Source organism: Burkholderia sp. SJZ089, from assembly GCF_007828315.1.
Taxonomy (GTDB): Bacteria; Pseudomonadota; Gammaproteobacteria; order Burkholderiales; family Burkholderiaceae; genus Burkholderia; species Burkholderia gladioli.
This window is the reverse complement of the sequence record NZ_VIUM01000045.1, coordinates 1-13,665: the sequence shown is the minus strand read 5'-3', so window position 1 is coordinate 13,665 and position 13,665 is coordinate 1. Positions and strand designations below refer to the sequence as shown.

Here is a 13,665-nt window from a genome sequence, read left to right as displayed (position 1 = left end):
TGGGTCGCTGGCTGCCCGACGGCACGATCGAGTACCTCGGCCGCAACGACGACCAGGTGAAACTGCGCGGTTTCCGTATCGAACTCGGGGAGATCGCGACGCAGCTCTGCGCTTGCGAGGGTGTGCGCGAAGCGGTAGTCATCGTGCGGGAAGAGAGCGGCAACAAGCGGCTGGTGGGCTATTACACCGTGCAGCCCGGAGCAGACGTCCCAGGTGTGGTCGAGTTGCGCGCGCGCATGCAGGCGTCGCTGCCGGACTACATGGTGCCCGCTGCCTATGTGCAACTGGAGGCTCTGCCGCTGACATCGAACGGCAAGCTGGATCGCCGGGCCCTACCGGCTCCAGGTGCGCGTGCTCACGCCAACGATGTCTACGAGCCGCCGGAAGAGGGCATCGAAACGCTGCTGGCTGCCGAGTGGCGGTCGTTGCTTGGGGTAGAGCGCATTGGTCGCCATGACGATTTCTTCGGGCTAGGTGGCCGCTCGCTATCGGCGATCCGGCTGCTGGCAGAACTAAAAAAGCATCAGCTTCGACTGACCATTGCCGATCTGTTTACGTATCCGACCATCGCGCAACTGGCGGAGCGTGCTGTCATGCAGGCAGACTCCAGTGCGATTGTCGCGGTGCGCACGACGGGAACACAGCGGCCGTTGTTTCTCATGCACGATTACTACGGCGTGGATGCGTATTTTGCTCCGTTGGCCGCGCATATCGACGACAGCATTCCGGTTTACGGGTTGCAGGCGGTGCCGTTTGGTTCGCCGCCTCTTAGGAGCATGGCCGAGATGGCCGCGCGCATCATCGGCATGATGCGCCAGGTGCAGGGTAGCGGACCCTATCGCTTGCTCGGATGGTCGTTCGGCGGCGTGCTTGCTTACGAAGTGACCGCGCAGTTGCTGGCGCTTGGCGAAGAGGTGGAGTTCCTTGGCCTGCTCGATTCCGCCACGCCGGGCCAGCAGCGCGATATCACCCCGCAGGTATTCCTGCCTGAAGTCCTGATGGAGCTTTGCAGCGCGTCCAATGCATTGGCGGAGCAGGGATTGTCCGACGCACTGACGGAGCTGAAAGTATTGGCGAAGACGTTCAGTTTCGAGGCACTACTAGAAGGCTGCCGCGAAAAGGGCGTACTGCCCACGCAGTTGCATGCGTTGCCCGCGGAGATGATTCGCAAATATCTCCAGCGCACAGCGGAGCACCAGGGTGCGGTTCAAATCTATGCGGTGCCCAAGATCACGGCGCGTATGCATCTTTTCCTGGCGCAGGACAACGATGCGGAACTGGCCGCTGTCAGTGAACCTTTGAAGGGGTGGGGAAAAATACAGCCAGCGGAGAAAATAATGGTTGTGCCAGTACCGGGCAACCATCTGACGATCATGCACGCACGAAATATTGCCACCCTGGGAAGACTGATCACGAACGCGATACTGGCTAAGGATGCCTTGAATACTCTTTGTCCTCACGTTCCGGTCTGGAGATTAGTCGAATGAAGACTAACGATTTTAATTTTTCTACATATGGAATTTGAGATGACAGAAAGCACGAGCGAAACTGGCGTACCGGAAGATCGGGAAGATCTGATGGTCTTCGACGATATCCGGACGGCGATCGATGTCGATTCGATTGTTGACAGGATCCGGCAGGATAAGGTCGTCTTGATCAAAAATCTGACAGCAGTCGATGCGGACAAAACGGCCTACGATATCGCCAGCGGTCTCGGGCTAAACGATAGTCTGGAGCTTCAGGCTGGGTTCGCCAGTGCGTATGGTCATCGGGAAAACGTTGGCCAATATTTTATGAGTGTGAACCGGCGCGAGGAATATCAGTTCATTCCTCCGCATTCCGAGGGGAACAGTTCCATCGGGCTTCAGTTAGCCTCATTCTTTTGCTATGAAAATAGCACCGACGGCGGCGAAACGATCTTGATGCAGGTGGACCAGTCGAGTGCGGCATGGTCTTCTTTGCGAGAAAGAGTCCGCCGAGGCAAACTTACATCGACGTCGTTTAAGGAGGAAGAGGCGATACGGGCGCGGGCACGCTATAACATAGATATACATGCCGATCTTTTGCGTGACAACGACGAGATACTGCGAGAGAGCATTTCCGATATTGCGGGTCTCACGCTTGTCGACGTACTCGCTAGGCCACGAAAAACATACTCGCGGATCCTCGGGCAGGATATGTATGCCTATTGGGATAGCATCGCGAGTATAGATCGCGACTCCGCATATGAATATATGCAACTGCTCGAGCAGGATGGCTTGCTAAAGAAGCCGGGAAATGATCTTGAAGCTTCGGGAATGGACAATGCCTCCGCCCGGAGAATGATAAATTCGAAAGTGATGTATAAAGAGCTTTTCAGGCAGAGGATAACTCATAAATTGATGCCGGGTGAGATGATCGTATTCAACAATATGACGTGGACACATGCGGCGAACAACTGGTCTCCGGGCTCTGGAGTACGTAAGATAACTGCTGCTTTTGCGTAGATATATCTATTCACGCGGCATTGTCAGGTTGTTGCGTCGATGCTTGTATAGTAAGGCATGAAGACATGCGCCGTTGCCGTTCAGCCCCAGTTCGAATCGCCGATTTCGTTCAAGGGCCACCGCTGGCAATGTCAACTTGAAGCGCCCAGCGGATAGAATGGGGAAATGCCAAAGACCCGCAACCCGTTTCACGGCTACCGCTTCCCGGCCTCGATCATCAGCTGCGCGGTACGCTGGTACCACCGCTTCAATCTGAGCCTGCGCGACATCGAGGAGTTGCTGCTTGAGCGCGGTGTGACTGTGACCTACGAATCAGTACGCAACTGGTGTGACCGGTTCGGCGCGCAGTTTGCCCATTGCACGAAAGCCGTGCGCGGCAGGCCGGGCACGACCTGGCATCTCGATGAACTGTTCGTGAAGCTGCGCGGCGAGCCGTACGTGCTGTGGCGCGCGGTGGACGAACATGGGACCGAACTGGACGTGCTGCTGCAGAAGCGCCGCGACAAGGCGACCGCGAACGCTTCTTCAGACGCATCCTGCGCGCAAACCCGGTACCCCGGAAGATCGTCACCGACCAGTTGCGCAGCTACCGGGCGGCAAAGGCAGAGGTGCCCGAACTGGACGGGGTGAAGCACGTGTTTGTGAAGGCCTGTGCCCGGGTGAACAACCGGGCAGAAAACAGTCACCAGCCCACGCGCCGGCGTGAGCGCCAGATGCAGGGGTTTCGCGATGCGCTGCGCACCCAGGCTTTCCTTTCACGTTTCGGTCCGATCCGGCAACACTTTGCGCTACCCCGTCACTGCATGAGGGCTGCGGATCACCGCACCCGGCTGAAGGAACGCATTGCCAGCTGGTACCGCTGGAGCGACGCAGGCTTCGCTCGATAATCATCAGGACTCCTTTGTATCATCAATTCGAACAGCCTCCTACACTGAACTTGACAAAGCCACGCCGCCACGCTGGCACTCAAGAAAGCGCTGATCGAGCGCGCGCTGGGCGGTGAAATGAATCACCATCTAGGCTACGCGTCGGGCGCGGCCAAGCCATCTGAGGTGAGCAATCAACGCAATGGCAAGAGCGCCAAGACGGTTCTGACCGAGGACGGCCCGATCCGTATCGAGGTGCCTCGCGATCGCGACGGCAGTTTCCAGCCGCTGCTGATTCCCAAGCACGAACGCCGCTTCACCGGCTTCGACGGCAAGATCGTGGCGATGTACGACGCGAAGCTAGTCCCCGTGGGACGCACGCGGCATGACCGTGCGAGAAATCCAGGCTTTTCTGCTCGAACAGTACGGCACCGAGGTGTCGCCGGATTTCATCAGCTCCGTCACCGATGAAGTCATGGCCGAGGTCACGGCCGGGCAAGCCCGGCCGCTTGGACTGATGTATCCGGTCGTCTTCTTCGATGCCTTGCGGGTCAAGATCCGGGAAAACGCCGTCGTGAGGAACAAGGCCATCTATCTGGCGTTGGGCGTGTTGCCCGATGGAACGCGCGACATTCTAGGGCTCTGGATCGAAGGCACGAAGTTCTGGATGAAGGTCTTCAATGATCTGAAAACGCGTGGTGTGAACGACATCCTGATCGCCGTCACCGATGGACTGAAAGGGATGCCTGAGGCGTTGGCAGCCGTATTTCCGGCCACGACGCTGCAGACCTGCATCGTGCATCTGATGCGCAACAGCCTGGATTACGCGAGCTGGAAAGACCGTCGAGGGCTGGCCGCGGCCGTCCGGCCGATCTACACGGCGGCGAGCGCGGAAGCGGCCAACTACTAACACGAGCTCACGGCTCATCGTATAAGAACGGCCTGCCCACCCGAAGTGCTCCCCAGTGCCCCTGTCCCGGATGGTCACACCATACGCTTGAATTGCCCAGGCGCGGAATCGTGAGGCACCGGCTATATCATGCCGGTTACCAATTCGATTGAGAATATCAACGGGCAGTTGCGCAAGATCATCAAGACGCGAGGTCACTTTCCCAGTGACGAAGCGGCCACCAAGCTCATCTGGTTGGCCTTGCGTAACATTACGGCTGACTGGGGACGCGCCGCGCATGATTGGAAGGCAGCCATGAATCAGTTTGCCATCCTCTACGAAGAGCGTTTTGTCCGGCCATCCGTGTGATGCTCAACCCGCTTCGAACACGAAAATTCTGACAGCCCCTTGCCGCTCGCCGCAACCGCCGACGACTATGCCGCCCTCGTGCCATGGAGCATGCCTGCCACTCCCAACCTCTGACGGGCGTCGTTAAAAGACCGCATACGTACGCTTCTCGACGTGGCGTGAATTGGCCGAGGTCACCCAGAATCCGTCTGCCGCATGAAATAGGCAGGTCGCGCTCGCCCCCTGTGAACATACTCCGCTGACGTGACAGCGCCGTCCAAACTTGCCCCTCAGGCGTTGCAAAAAATCAGCATCGAGAACCGTTTGGGTGGAGTTGCTTGCTGATTAAGAGCCTCTGATGTCCATAATGCATCCCGGATAGGGTCGAGTCGATATTTTGTCAATCCTTTGCAATATCGCTTCACAATATTCATTAGACTCTAATGTGCTCCTTGGAGTGAGATTATTGTTGCTGATGTCTTAAATGGGGGGTGTTTCAATCATAAAATAAATCCATGGGATGGGATTTTTTGAGAAATTCACCTTCATGGCGCGAGGATGAGAATGGACGGAAATTTAGTAAAGAAGAGGATGAGGGACGTTGATGCCGCAATTGAGCACATCGCTCGGACGAAGAGAAAAATATCCGCGGGGGAAGTTTCGCCATGTGAATTTGTGCATTGCTGCGAAGATCTTGCGATAGGTCACGCCACTATTGGATTGTATGACTACTTCGTCCTCGGGGACCTATCGTCACTTAAGCATAATATTTATTTATCTTGTGCGTTGAAATTGACTGCAATTAACTGGGTGCCGGGCGGTAGAGAACTAATCGAGCCCGAATATTTGCTCTATGCTTTATTCTCGGACTCGGAATTAATAATTCAAAAATTCTTGGCTGCCAATCGGCGTATGTGTGGTATGGAATGTGGTGGGCCATTAAGCGATCGATCCTGTGATCACATGTTCGAATTGGCTGCGATAAGAAGTGGCTCAGCTTTGTCGGAGAGGGTTCGCAGAAAGTTTATGGTTTTTTCTGGAGATGGATCATTGAAGGGCGAGGAGGATTTCTTTGCGAGTCTAGTTATTGGTGGAAGGCGTGGGATCGAGGAAAGCATTTATCGCGGCATCGCCCGAGAAATTGGTGCGGTGAATGATGAGAAATACTTCTGCTTCATGGCAACTCTAAAAACGAAGCTGTGCTGGCGAAACAATTTAAATGTACAAATAGAGCACCCATCAGTCCCTATGGGGCTGATGCCCGTAAGGCCTCTGGATTGTTACGAAAGTACATATAAATTTATAAGAATCTAATATCTTCCTTATTTGAACGTTGAAATGCCCCACTATTCTGTGACGATGTAGCCAATCTGATTTCAAGGCGAGCAGGCGGCATGCGAGTGACTCTGTCTCGATTTCGCGTACAGCGACGTCCCCCGGCTTCAATTAAACTCAGACGGCAGAGAGTTTATCCGCTATAGTTTTTTGCACGGGTATTTATGAAAATCGACGGGTATTCCGGGGCTTTTGCGATCGACAGTGTCGTGACACAGAAAACCGGGGTTTGTTGCAAAGGCTAGCGCCCTGAAATCGGAGGACGAATGCTACATCATGCTTCATTAGGTGTTTCCGATATCGAGCGTGCCGCTGCATTTTACGACGCGGCTCTTGGCTCACTTGGATATGTGCGGGTTTGGGAAGATCTGCGACCGGGAGAAGCCGGCCAGGCGGTCGGCTATGGGCCCGAGGGCGGCGGCGATGAGCTTGCAATCAAGTTTAGGCCAGAGGGGCAGCATCCGCCGGTTCCATGCTTTCATCTTGCTTTCGCTGCGCCGGATAGGAATTCCGTCGCCGCTTTTCATAAAGCAGCGCTTAATCACGGAGGTAGAGACAACGGTGCTCCGGGACTGCGAGCCCACTACGGACCAAACTATTACGCCGCCTTCGTGATCGACCCAGACGGACACCACATCGAGGCCGTGTTCAACTCGGCGCCGTGACCCACGGATGAGGCCAACGATTGGGCGAAGCTTATGTAGGTTTTCTGTTCGATTGCTACTCAAACCCCAATTACGCCTACGCAAATATAGGGTAAACCCTTGTATTGGTGAGCCGCGTTGGGAAGCGCCGACGGCTAGCCAGTCAGTGGAGCAGGGTGGGCTGGCCGCCGGCGTCGCACGCCGACCGACTACACACCACCGCCCCGCGAGGGCAGCGAGGACCGCCCGTCCCACTGCACGCGGCCGACACCCTGCTCGCGCCCTTCGACCCGGTCGGGATCGGGTTCGCGCGGCTTGCCCGCGCGCCGCTCGTCGTGTACGCCGCGCTCGATGCCGACCGGCTGAGCCGCCCGCAGCTCGTCCTGGTCAACGTGCCGCGCCAGCGCGACGCGAATTGTCGCGGCGAGTGGATCGCATTCAATAGGTCCGACTTGGCAGGGCAGCCGCCGGCGCAAGGCGTTGGGCGCCCCAGCCTGTGTCGTACGTCGTTTTTGCTCGAGGTATCGGATGCTCCACGGCCGGATGATGACGACGCGCCTGCTCACGGATCGCACCAACCGTGCGTCCACGAGCGCCGCACGAACCCCAGTCGTGGCCGATGGTCCAACCCATCGCCAACGGCGCCTTCGTGCGCTGGTGCTGCCTGATGCAGGTGTTGGTGGACCCGGCCGATCCATTGGCCACGGCCGAGTTCGAAGCCGAGCGAGCCCGGCTGGATGTGCGTTTTGGCGACCCGTCCGTCCCGTTTGCGCGCACGCCATCATCGCGGTATCCCAGGAGCCATCGTGCCCGTTAGCCTCAGTTATGCTCAGATCACCACGCACGTCCTCAATGAAGTGCTTCGGCAGCTCGACGCGACCGCGCAGCTCGACGCCAACAAGACCGAGCTGGGTCGGGCTCGCGCGTGCGGCGCATTCGATCTCTGGCGCCGGCTCGTCAATGACCTGCTTGCCGAGCGCGACCCCGTCGCCTTGTTGTATCAGTACGACGAAGCCCGGCTGCGCGCCATGTTGGGGTTGCCGCGATGAACGCCGAACCGCTGATCAGGGTCGTGGCCGCAGGCCTTCCTCAGGACCGCGCGCCGTCGCGGCGATCCTGCGCCGCGTCAAGCTGCATCTCCTGGTGGTGCTGTTGCTGCTGATCAGCGGGTGTGCGGTGTTGTCCCGGCCGGCCCCTTCCGCGGACTTACCTCCCGAGTGCGTGGCGCGCTACGCGGCGTTGTTGGATCTGGCGCAGCTCGCCCATCGTTATGGATCCGACGCCTCCACTTTCGTCAACGCGATCGGCGAACTCGCCCGATCGCTCGACGAGTGCCTGTCCGAGACTCACCGCGCGTTCCCCTCGACGGTTCTGCCCACCACGCTGCGGCACGACGAGCTCGAGCCGCGCCAAGACGGCGCCGACCAGGGCAACCAGACGGCCGTGGCCGGCACGTTGCAAGGAGGAGGGGACATCCCCATCACATGAACGCCAATCCATCCATGCACTCCAGTGTGCCCTCTCATGCAGCCGTGCTGGCCATGCTTCGCCACGTATGCCGACGCCAGGTGGTGCGTCACCGGCATGACGCGACGATTGATACCCTGGTGGGGTGGGGCTTCGTCGCCTGGGTGCGCCAACCCCTTCGACTGTCCCAGCAGCCGGTGTCCGCGCGCGCTCCCCACTGTCCTGTCCCAGAGGAACTCGCCACGCTGACCGACGACGGCCGAGCGTGCCTCGAGTGGCTCGCCGCCCTCGAGTCCACGCCTTGGTGGGAAACCCTCCGCGCTCATCCCTATTCATTGCCGAGCGGCGCTCGGTCCGATTCGTCCACCCCTGGTGCCGATACCCATGGCCAACCGCCCGCAGCAACTTGAACTGCCCCCGCCCCGAACCTACTGCCGCACGGAATTCACGGCACTGCGCGCGCGCGTGAAGGGCCTGCCGGTCGCGACGATCGCGCGGCTCTACTTCGATCCGGAGGAGCACGAGATCCTGGACGTCGAGCGCCTGTTGCGCACCATGCGCGACGACTTGGTGTCGCGGGTGGTGACGCGGGCCCTCGGGCGTTTGCTCGAGCAGCTGCCGGATCTCGAGGAGTCGGCGCGCCGGCAGCTGGCGGGCACCTCGCCGCACGCGTTTCGGCACACGTTCGGGACGCAGTCGGCCGCAGCCGGCATGGCGATCGAGGTGCTGCAGCAGGTGCTGGGGCATGGCTCGCTGCAGACCACAACCATCTACGTCAATGCGGAGCAGCAGCGCATGCGTCCGGAGAGCGCGAAGTGCCATGCGCGGCTTGCCGCGGGTCGCGGCGAGTAGTCGCAATTGAGATGGGAGGCCATGGTAAGTACAACCACCGAAATCATCACAGGGCGGTAGGCCACCGCACTTGAACCGGGGCGTTGCCCTTTCTAACTATATTCTGCATGAAACCGCAAGAACCGCTTTGGCTCGATGTTCGACATATTGTCACGCTTGCAGCGCCGCTTGTCCTCACCCAGCTTGCCCAAGTAGCGGTGTCCACGACGGACATTGTCATGATGGGGATGCTCGGCCCACGAGAAATCGCAGCAGGTGGTCTTGCAGTGGCCCTGTTCAATCAGTTGCGCACGATGGGCGCAGGCCTCGTAACGGGCACTGCTAATTTGGTCGCGTCCGCGAACACACGAGGGGATCATGCCCGAGTCCTCCAGCTCGTGCGGGCGAGTTTCGGCTTGTCGACGTTCATCTCAGTTGTGTTCATGATCTTGATGGTTGCAGTCGAGCGTCCGCTCGTGTGGCTCGGCCAGGATGCAGACGTCGCGCGACAGGCCGCGTTCTACCTTGCGGCGGCGGCTCCCGGCATGATGCCTTGCCTGTGGTTCCAGTCGCTGCGCCAGTACACCGTCGGGCTTCGCAAGCCTGGACCGCTGCTAGCGATCACAGTCGTATCGATTCTTGTCAACGCGATGCTCGATTATGCGCTGATGTTCGGCCGGTTTGGTTTGCCTTCTCTGGGTCTGACCGGCATCGCATATGCGACGAGCATGGTGTACCTGTTTTCATTCCTCGCATTTCTTGCGGTCGCGACGCACCAGACTGCACTACGCCAACATCTGTCACTTACGTTCTGGCGTACCGATGCCCATGTTTTTCGAGAAACTTTAATGATGGGCGCGCCAATTGCCGCGACGTATGGATCGGAGGCTGCCTTTTTTACCGTGCTTTCGCTGATGATCGGCACACTTGGGGCAGATGCACTAGCGGCCCAAACAGTCGTCAGCCAGGTAATCTACATTGTGTTCATGTTTTCAGTTGGGCTCTCACACGCGCTATCTGTCAGCGTCACTCATGCGTGTGCACAGCGCGATTATCGCCGCGCACGGCGCATCGGTTACACAGGTTTGGCACTGGGATCCTGCGTGATGCTAATCATCGCATTTCCGTACCTTGCTGTACCAGGGTGTGTCCTTGCGCCTTTCCTTACGCAAGCCTCTGTCAACAATGCCGATGTGATGCGGCTCGCGACCGGGTTGCTGACGATCGCGGCGCTGACGCAGTTTTTCGACTGCAGTCAAAATATCGGCGTGGGTCTTTTGAGGGGGCTCGGCGATGTGCGGAGCGCCTTCTGGATATCTCTCGCGGGTTACTGGATGATGGGGATGCCGATTGCATGGGCGGCTGCAATGCTGTTCGGCCGTGGAGTTTACGGCGCTTGGATTGGGCTGTCGGCCGGGTTGGCCGCGACTGCCGTCATGCTGCTTGCCGGGTTTAAATGGCGGCTCGCATTGTTGGAGAAGCAAGACGGAATAATGCGGTTATGAATGGTTACGAACTGCGGGACGTGTGTCGCGTTTGTCTCCTCGTGGCGTCTAATGAGCAATCGTCAATTCTGGTGTACGCGGTCGGGTCAGCATGATCAGGCGGCCAGCGGTTGAGGAGCCGGTGTGCTCTCGATCACCGGGGTTCCGTCTTTGAAGGGAATGCCCTTCAGGAGCGGTTCGATCTTGTCGACGCCGCGGATCTTCCGCCAAGACTGTTCAGCGGCTTCGATGAGCTTGAACGCCATCCCGAGGAAGGTTGCGCGTGACAGACAGTTGCGTGTGCGGCCCGTGCGATGACGCACCGTCGCGAACGTCGATTCGATCGGATTCGTGGTCCGCACGTGCTGCCAGTGCTCAGCCGGGAAGTCGTAGAAGGCGAGCAACGCGTCGCGATCCTTTGTCAGCTTCTCGACTGCCTTCCGGTATTTGGCCGAGTACGTGTCGACGAACTGCTTGAATGCGACGATCGCATCTGCCCGCGTCGCGGCGTTCCAGATCTCGGCGAGTGCCGCCTTGGCCTTACCGTGCTGCGACTTCGGCATGACGTTGAGCACGTTGCCGATCTTGTGGAACCAGCAGCGCTGATGCCGCGTCTGCGGGAACACCTCGTCGAGCGCCGCCCACAACCCCATCGCGCCGTCGCCGACCGCCAGCAGCGGCGGTGCCTGCAGGCCGCACGCCTTCAGTTCGAGCAACAATTCGCGCCACGATTGCTTCGATTCTCGATAGCCGTCACTGAGCGCGACGCGTTCCTTCTCGCCATTCGGTTTCACGCCGATGATCACCAGCAAGCACTGTCCGTCGGCATCCTCGGTGCGGGCTTGCGTATGAATGCCGTCGGCCCACCAGTAGACCCAGCGCGACGCTGACAGGTCGCGCTTGTTCCACTGCTCGTACTCGTCCGACCACGCGGCCTTCAGTCGGCTCACGGTGTTCGCCGACAGGCCCTTGGCCTGCTCGCCGAGCAACTCGGACAGCGCCTCGCTCATGTCGCCCGTCGAGACCCCGCGCAGGTACAGCCACGGCAGTGACGACGATATGCGTGGCGACTTGCGCACGTAGGGCGGCACGATTGTCGAATTGAACTTCACACTCGAGCCCGAGCGATCGCGGACCTTCGGCACCTGGACCGGCACCGGACCGACGGCCGTGACGATCTGGCGCTCCGGCAGGTAGCCATTGCGCACGACCGCCTGTCTGCCGTCAATCGTTCTCACGTTCGAATACTGCTCAAGCAACGTCGCCAACTCCACCTCGATCGCCTGCTGGATGATCCGCCGCGCCCCTTGCTGGATCAAATCGTCCAGGCCCCTTGATGTCTGCTTCTGTTGCTTGACTGCTGTTCGCTTCATGCGTACGTTTCGCCATGGTGGTGGGTTCCGATTGTCGGGTTGTTACCTTGGAAAGCAACACTCTCCTTCAATCGCCACCGCCTTCTCCCGCCTCCCTCCCGTCCCATACACCAGATTCGACAATAACTCGTGTCTTCATGGGCGATGTGATTTCGGTTGGCGCATGATGAATGTTGAGTGCCTCCTGTTCGCTTCTGCAGGACAGGCATCACGATGCCCTTTGAGGGTCAGTAAAACTGATTTAGTACATATTTCGCTTATAGTCTAAAGCGAGACCTTTGCGCATGAGGCCCGGTAGGGTAGCGATGCCTTTGAGAAGAGAGGCTCGCAGGCCTGCTGTTTTGTTCAGTTTGATGTGTGCGGAAAAAATCTCTGATGGATCGATTCCCGGCAGGGAGTACGGGTAGCACCATGGCATTGCACGCATGAGTGCGGCGCTTTCATAGTGCATGATGGAACTGGGTGCGAGTTTGGTGACTAGTTTTGGAACCCTATCCTGTACGGCAAAGCATTTTTGCAACATGGCATCCGTGGTTAGCTGTGCTTCGGCCTGCACAATCATGATTCGGGTGCTACCTGGGACCAGCAGAGCTGCGCTGACGTCCGGTCGTTCCAGAATGTTGCGGAAACTGTCCGCGCGACGGTTTCCAGGGCGGTCAGGGAAAGTTAGCGTGTCATTATGTGCTTGCGCTAGAAGTCCGGCTGGATCCCCTTTGGGACTTATATCGGTATGCAAGCTGGCATCTGCGGTCGCTAACGCCATAAACCGGCTTCTTGCCACGAAGTTTGTAGGAGTTAAGGGCACACCGATTTCTACCGGGTTCCAGAAGTCCGACCGCAATAATGCCTTTGCGCAATGCGCATAGCACTCCTGAACTGAAATGACGATCTTATCCTCGATATTGAGCGCCACAACGCCATTTATGCGCATCGTCTCGCCGAGGCCAGGAATCAGAAAGAGCAGTGCTACCCCGCGACCGCTCAACGCTTGCTGGGGATGGTCGAGCACTCCGCGCGCCAGTGCCAATCGTCGGTCATCGATCCGAGACGCGAATCCAGGCAATCCGCCCGCAAGGGTAAGCTTGATGCTGCTTGGGTCGCTGAACGCTAAGAATGCGAGAGGGGAAGCAGCCAGCCATCGTCCTACCCAGCCATCCATGTGATCGATGACTTTCAAATCTGCGGCGGCAGGTCGTTTGCCGATACATGCTTCCAAGGATCCTACAGTTTGGATGATGTCGGACATAAAAAGCACTCCTGAGGAAAATTACACCAATACCGACTAATTGATTGCTCTGTGTGCGACTCTCGTGTCCCCGTTTGCAGAGTGAGAGTTCTATGGTAGCATTAAACATCAATGCGAATAATTCTCATTTAAATTCAAAGCTGACCGACTCCCACTTATTGTTTCTTGTCAGTTGTTTAGGGCGACGGTCACAGGTAAGGCGACGTGCATCATCTGCTGCGTGCCCGCGTGTGGTGGGCCGGTGGTGGATGGGCCCTTGGGCGCCTGCTCGATCGATGGCCGGATCTCGAAGAGTCGATGCGCCAGCAGCTGGCGGCTACCTCGACGCACGTGTTCATCACATGTTCGAAATGCAGTTGGCTGATGCCGACATGGCAATCGATGTTCTGTAGCAACTACTGGAGTAGGGATCGTTGTAAACCACCATGCTCTATGTCAACGCCCAGCAGTAACGGACGATCTGGGAGTGTGCAAATGTCATTTGCCGCTGGTCGCATGAAACTTGAAACGCTCGCCTGATGTCCTAATTCATTTGGACGATGGCATGACCCAGGGGTGGTAAGACCGAGCTGCAGAATGAGGGCGAAGGTAGGCCAGAAACTCAGGAGAGCAAAGGATGGCGACATATCAAGAGCTGAAGGTGCAAATGGAGGCCCTCGCTGAACAAGCGGAAGCGGCGAGACAGAAGGAATTCCA

11 protein-coding genes and 2 pseudogenes are annotated in these 13,665 nt (G+C 58.2%); 10 read left to right on the top strand and 3 right to left on the bottom strand.

The window, feature by feature from the left end:
* From FB600_RS36660 to FB600_RS36635, 6 genes and pseudogenes are all read left to right on the top strand, one after another.
* Window positions 1–1,487: thioesterase domain-containing protein (locus tag FB600_RS36660; RefSeq protein WP_261383550.1), on the top strand; the 1,487-nt coding region annotated here is incomplete at its 5' end.
* Between the two features lie 39 nt (window positions 1,488–1,526).
* A complete protein-coding gene (locus tag FB600_RS36655; RefSeq protein ID WP_145758272.1) occupies window positions 1,527–2,486 on the top strand; it encodes a hypothetical protein in 960 nt (319 codons plus the stop codon).
* A 165-nt stretch (window positions 2,487–2,651) separates the two neighbouring features.
* A pseudogene (locus FB600_RS36650) lies at window positions 2,652–3,373 on the top strand (IS6 family transposase).
* 81 nt (window positions 3,374–3,454) lie between these two features.
* Window positions 3,455–4,610: pseudogene (locus tag FB600_RS36645) on the top strand (IS256 family transposase); the annotation flags it as partial.
* Window positions 4,611–5,153: 543 nt separating this feature from the next.
* On the top strand, window positions 5,154–5,903 hold the full coding sequence (locus FB600_RS36640) for a hypothetical protein (RefSeq protein WP_145758273.1): 750 nt from the start codon (window positions 5,154–5,156) through the stop codon (window positions 5,901–5,903).
* Between the two features lie 287 nt (window positions 5,904–6,190).
* Window positions 6,191–6,589, top strand: coding sequence for a VOC family protein (locus tag FB600_RS36635; protein WP_145758274.1), 399 nt, complete (start codon window positions 6,191–6,193; stop codon window positions 6,587–6,589).
* 188 nt (window positions 6,590–6,777) lie between these two features.
* On the opposite strand, the gene FB600_RS36630 is transcribed toward FB600_RS36635, so the two are convergent.
* Window positions 6,778–7,134, bottom strand: a complete 357-nt coding sequence (locus tag FB600_RS36630) for a hypothetical protein (protein WP_145758275.1) — start codon at window positions 7,132–7,134, stop codon at window positions 6,778–6,780.
* 240 nt (window positions 7,135–7,374) lie between these two features.
* On the opposite strand from FB600_RS36630, the gene FB600_RS36625 reads away from it, so the two are divergent.
* From FB600_RS36625 to FB600_RS36610, 4 genes are all read left to right on the top strand, one after another.
* The gene (locus FB600_RS36625; protein ID WP_145758276.1) at window positions 7,375–7,617 is read left to right on the top strand and encodes a hypothetical protein; all 243 of its coding nucleotides are present in this window, start codon (window positions 7,375–7,377) and stop codon (window positions 7,615–7,617) included.
* 94 nt (window positions 7,618–7,711) lie between these two features.
* Window positions 7,712–8,056: a hypothetical protein gene (locus FB600_RS36620; protein ID WP_145758277.1), complete on the top strand. Its 345-nt coding sequence runs from the start codon at window positions 7,712–7,714 to the stop codon at window positions 8,054–8,056.
* Window positions 8,057–8,419: 363 nt separating this feature from the next.
* Window positions 8,420–8,887 carry a site-specific integrase gene (locus tag FB600_RS38030; protein ID WP_145758278.1) on the top strand — a complete coding sequence of 156 codons (468 nt, stop codon included), beginning with the start codon at window positions 8,420–8,422 and terminating at the stop codon, window positions 8,885–8,887.
* Between the two features lie 107 nt (window positions 8,888–8,994).
* A complete protein-coding gene (locus FB600_RS36610) occupies window positions 8,995–10,371 on the top strand; it encodes an MATE family efflux transporter (protein ID WP_145758279.1) in 1,377 nt (458 codons plus the stop codon).
* A gap of 95 nt (window positions 10,372–10,466) precedes the next feature.
* Here FB600_RS36610 and FB600_RS36600 read toward each other — a convergent pair whose 3' ends face one another.
* On the bottom strand, window positions 10,467–11,723 hold the full coding sequence (locus FB600_RS36600) for an IS256 family transposase (RefSeq protein ID WP_145758280.1): 1,257 nt from the start codon (window positions 11,721–11,723) through the stop codon (window positions 10,467–10,469).
* A 241-nt stretch (window positions 11,724–11,964) separates the two neighbouring features.
* Complete coding sequence (locus tag FB600_RS36595) at window positions 11,965–12,969, bottom strand: pyridoxamine 5'-phosphate oxidase family protein (protein ID WP_145758281.1); 1,005 nt, start codon at window positions 12,967–12,969, stop codon at window positions 11,965–11,967.
* Window positions 12,970–13,665: the final 696 nt, after the last annotated feature.

Bases quoted from the DNA above. Each gene is read 5' to 3' on its own strand.
- FB600_RS36655 (WP_145758272.1), top strand. From the start codon at position 1,527: ATGACAGAAAGCACGAGCGAAACTGGCGTACCGGAAGATCGGGAAGAT.
- FB600_RS36640 (WP_145758273.1), top strand. From the start codon at position 5,154: ATGGACGGAAATTTAGTAAAGAAGAGGATGAGGGACGTTGATGCCGCA.
- FB600_RS36635 (WP_145758274.1), top strand. From the start codon at position 6,191: ATGCTACATCATGCTTCATTAGGTGTTTCCGATATCGAGCGTGCCGCT.
- FB600_RS38030 (WP_145758278.1), top strand. From the start codon at position 8,420: ATGGCCAACCGCCCGCAGCAACTTGAACTGCCCCCGCCCCGAACCTAC.
- FB600_RS36610 (WP_145758279.1), top strand. From the start codon at position 8,995: ATGAAACCGCAAGAACCGCTTTGGCTCGATGTTCGACATATTGTCACG.
- FB600_RS36600 (WP_145758280.1), bottom strand. From the start codon at position 11,723: ATGAAGCGAACAGCAGTCAAGCAACAGAAGCAGACATCAAGGGGCCTG.
- FB600_RS36595 (WP_145758281.1), bottom strand. From the start codon at position 12,969: ATGTCCGACATCATCCAAACTGTAGGATCCTTGGAAGCATGTATCGGC.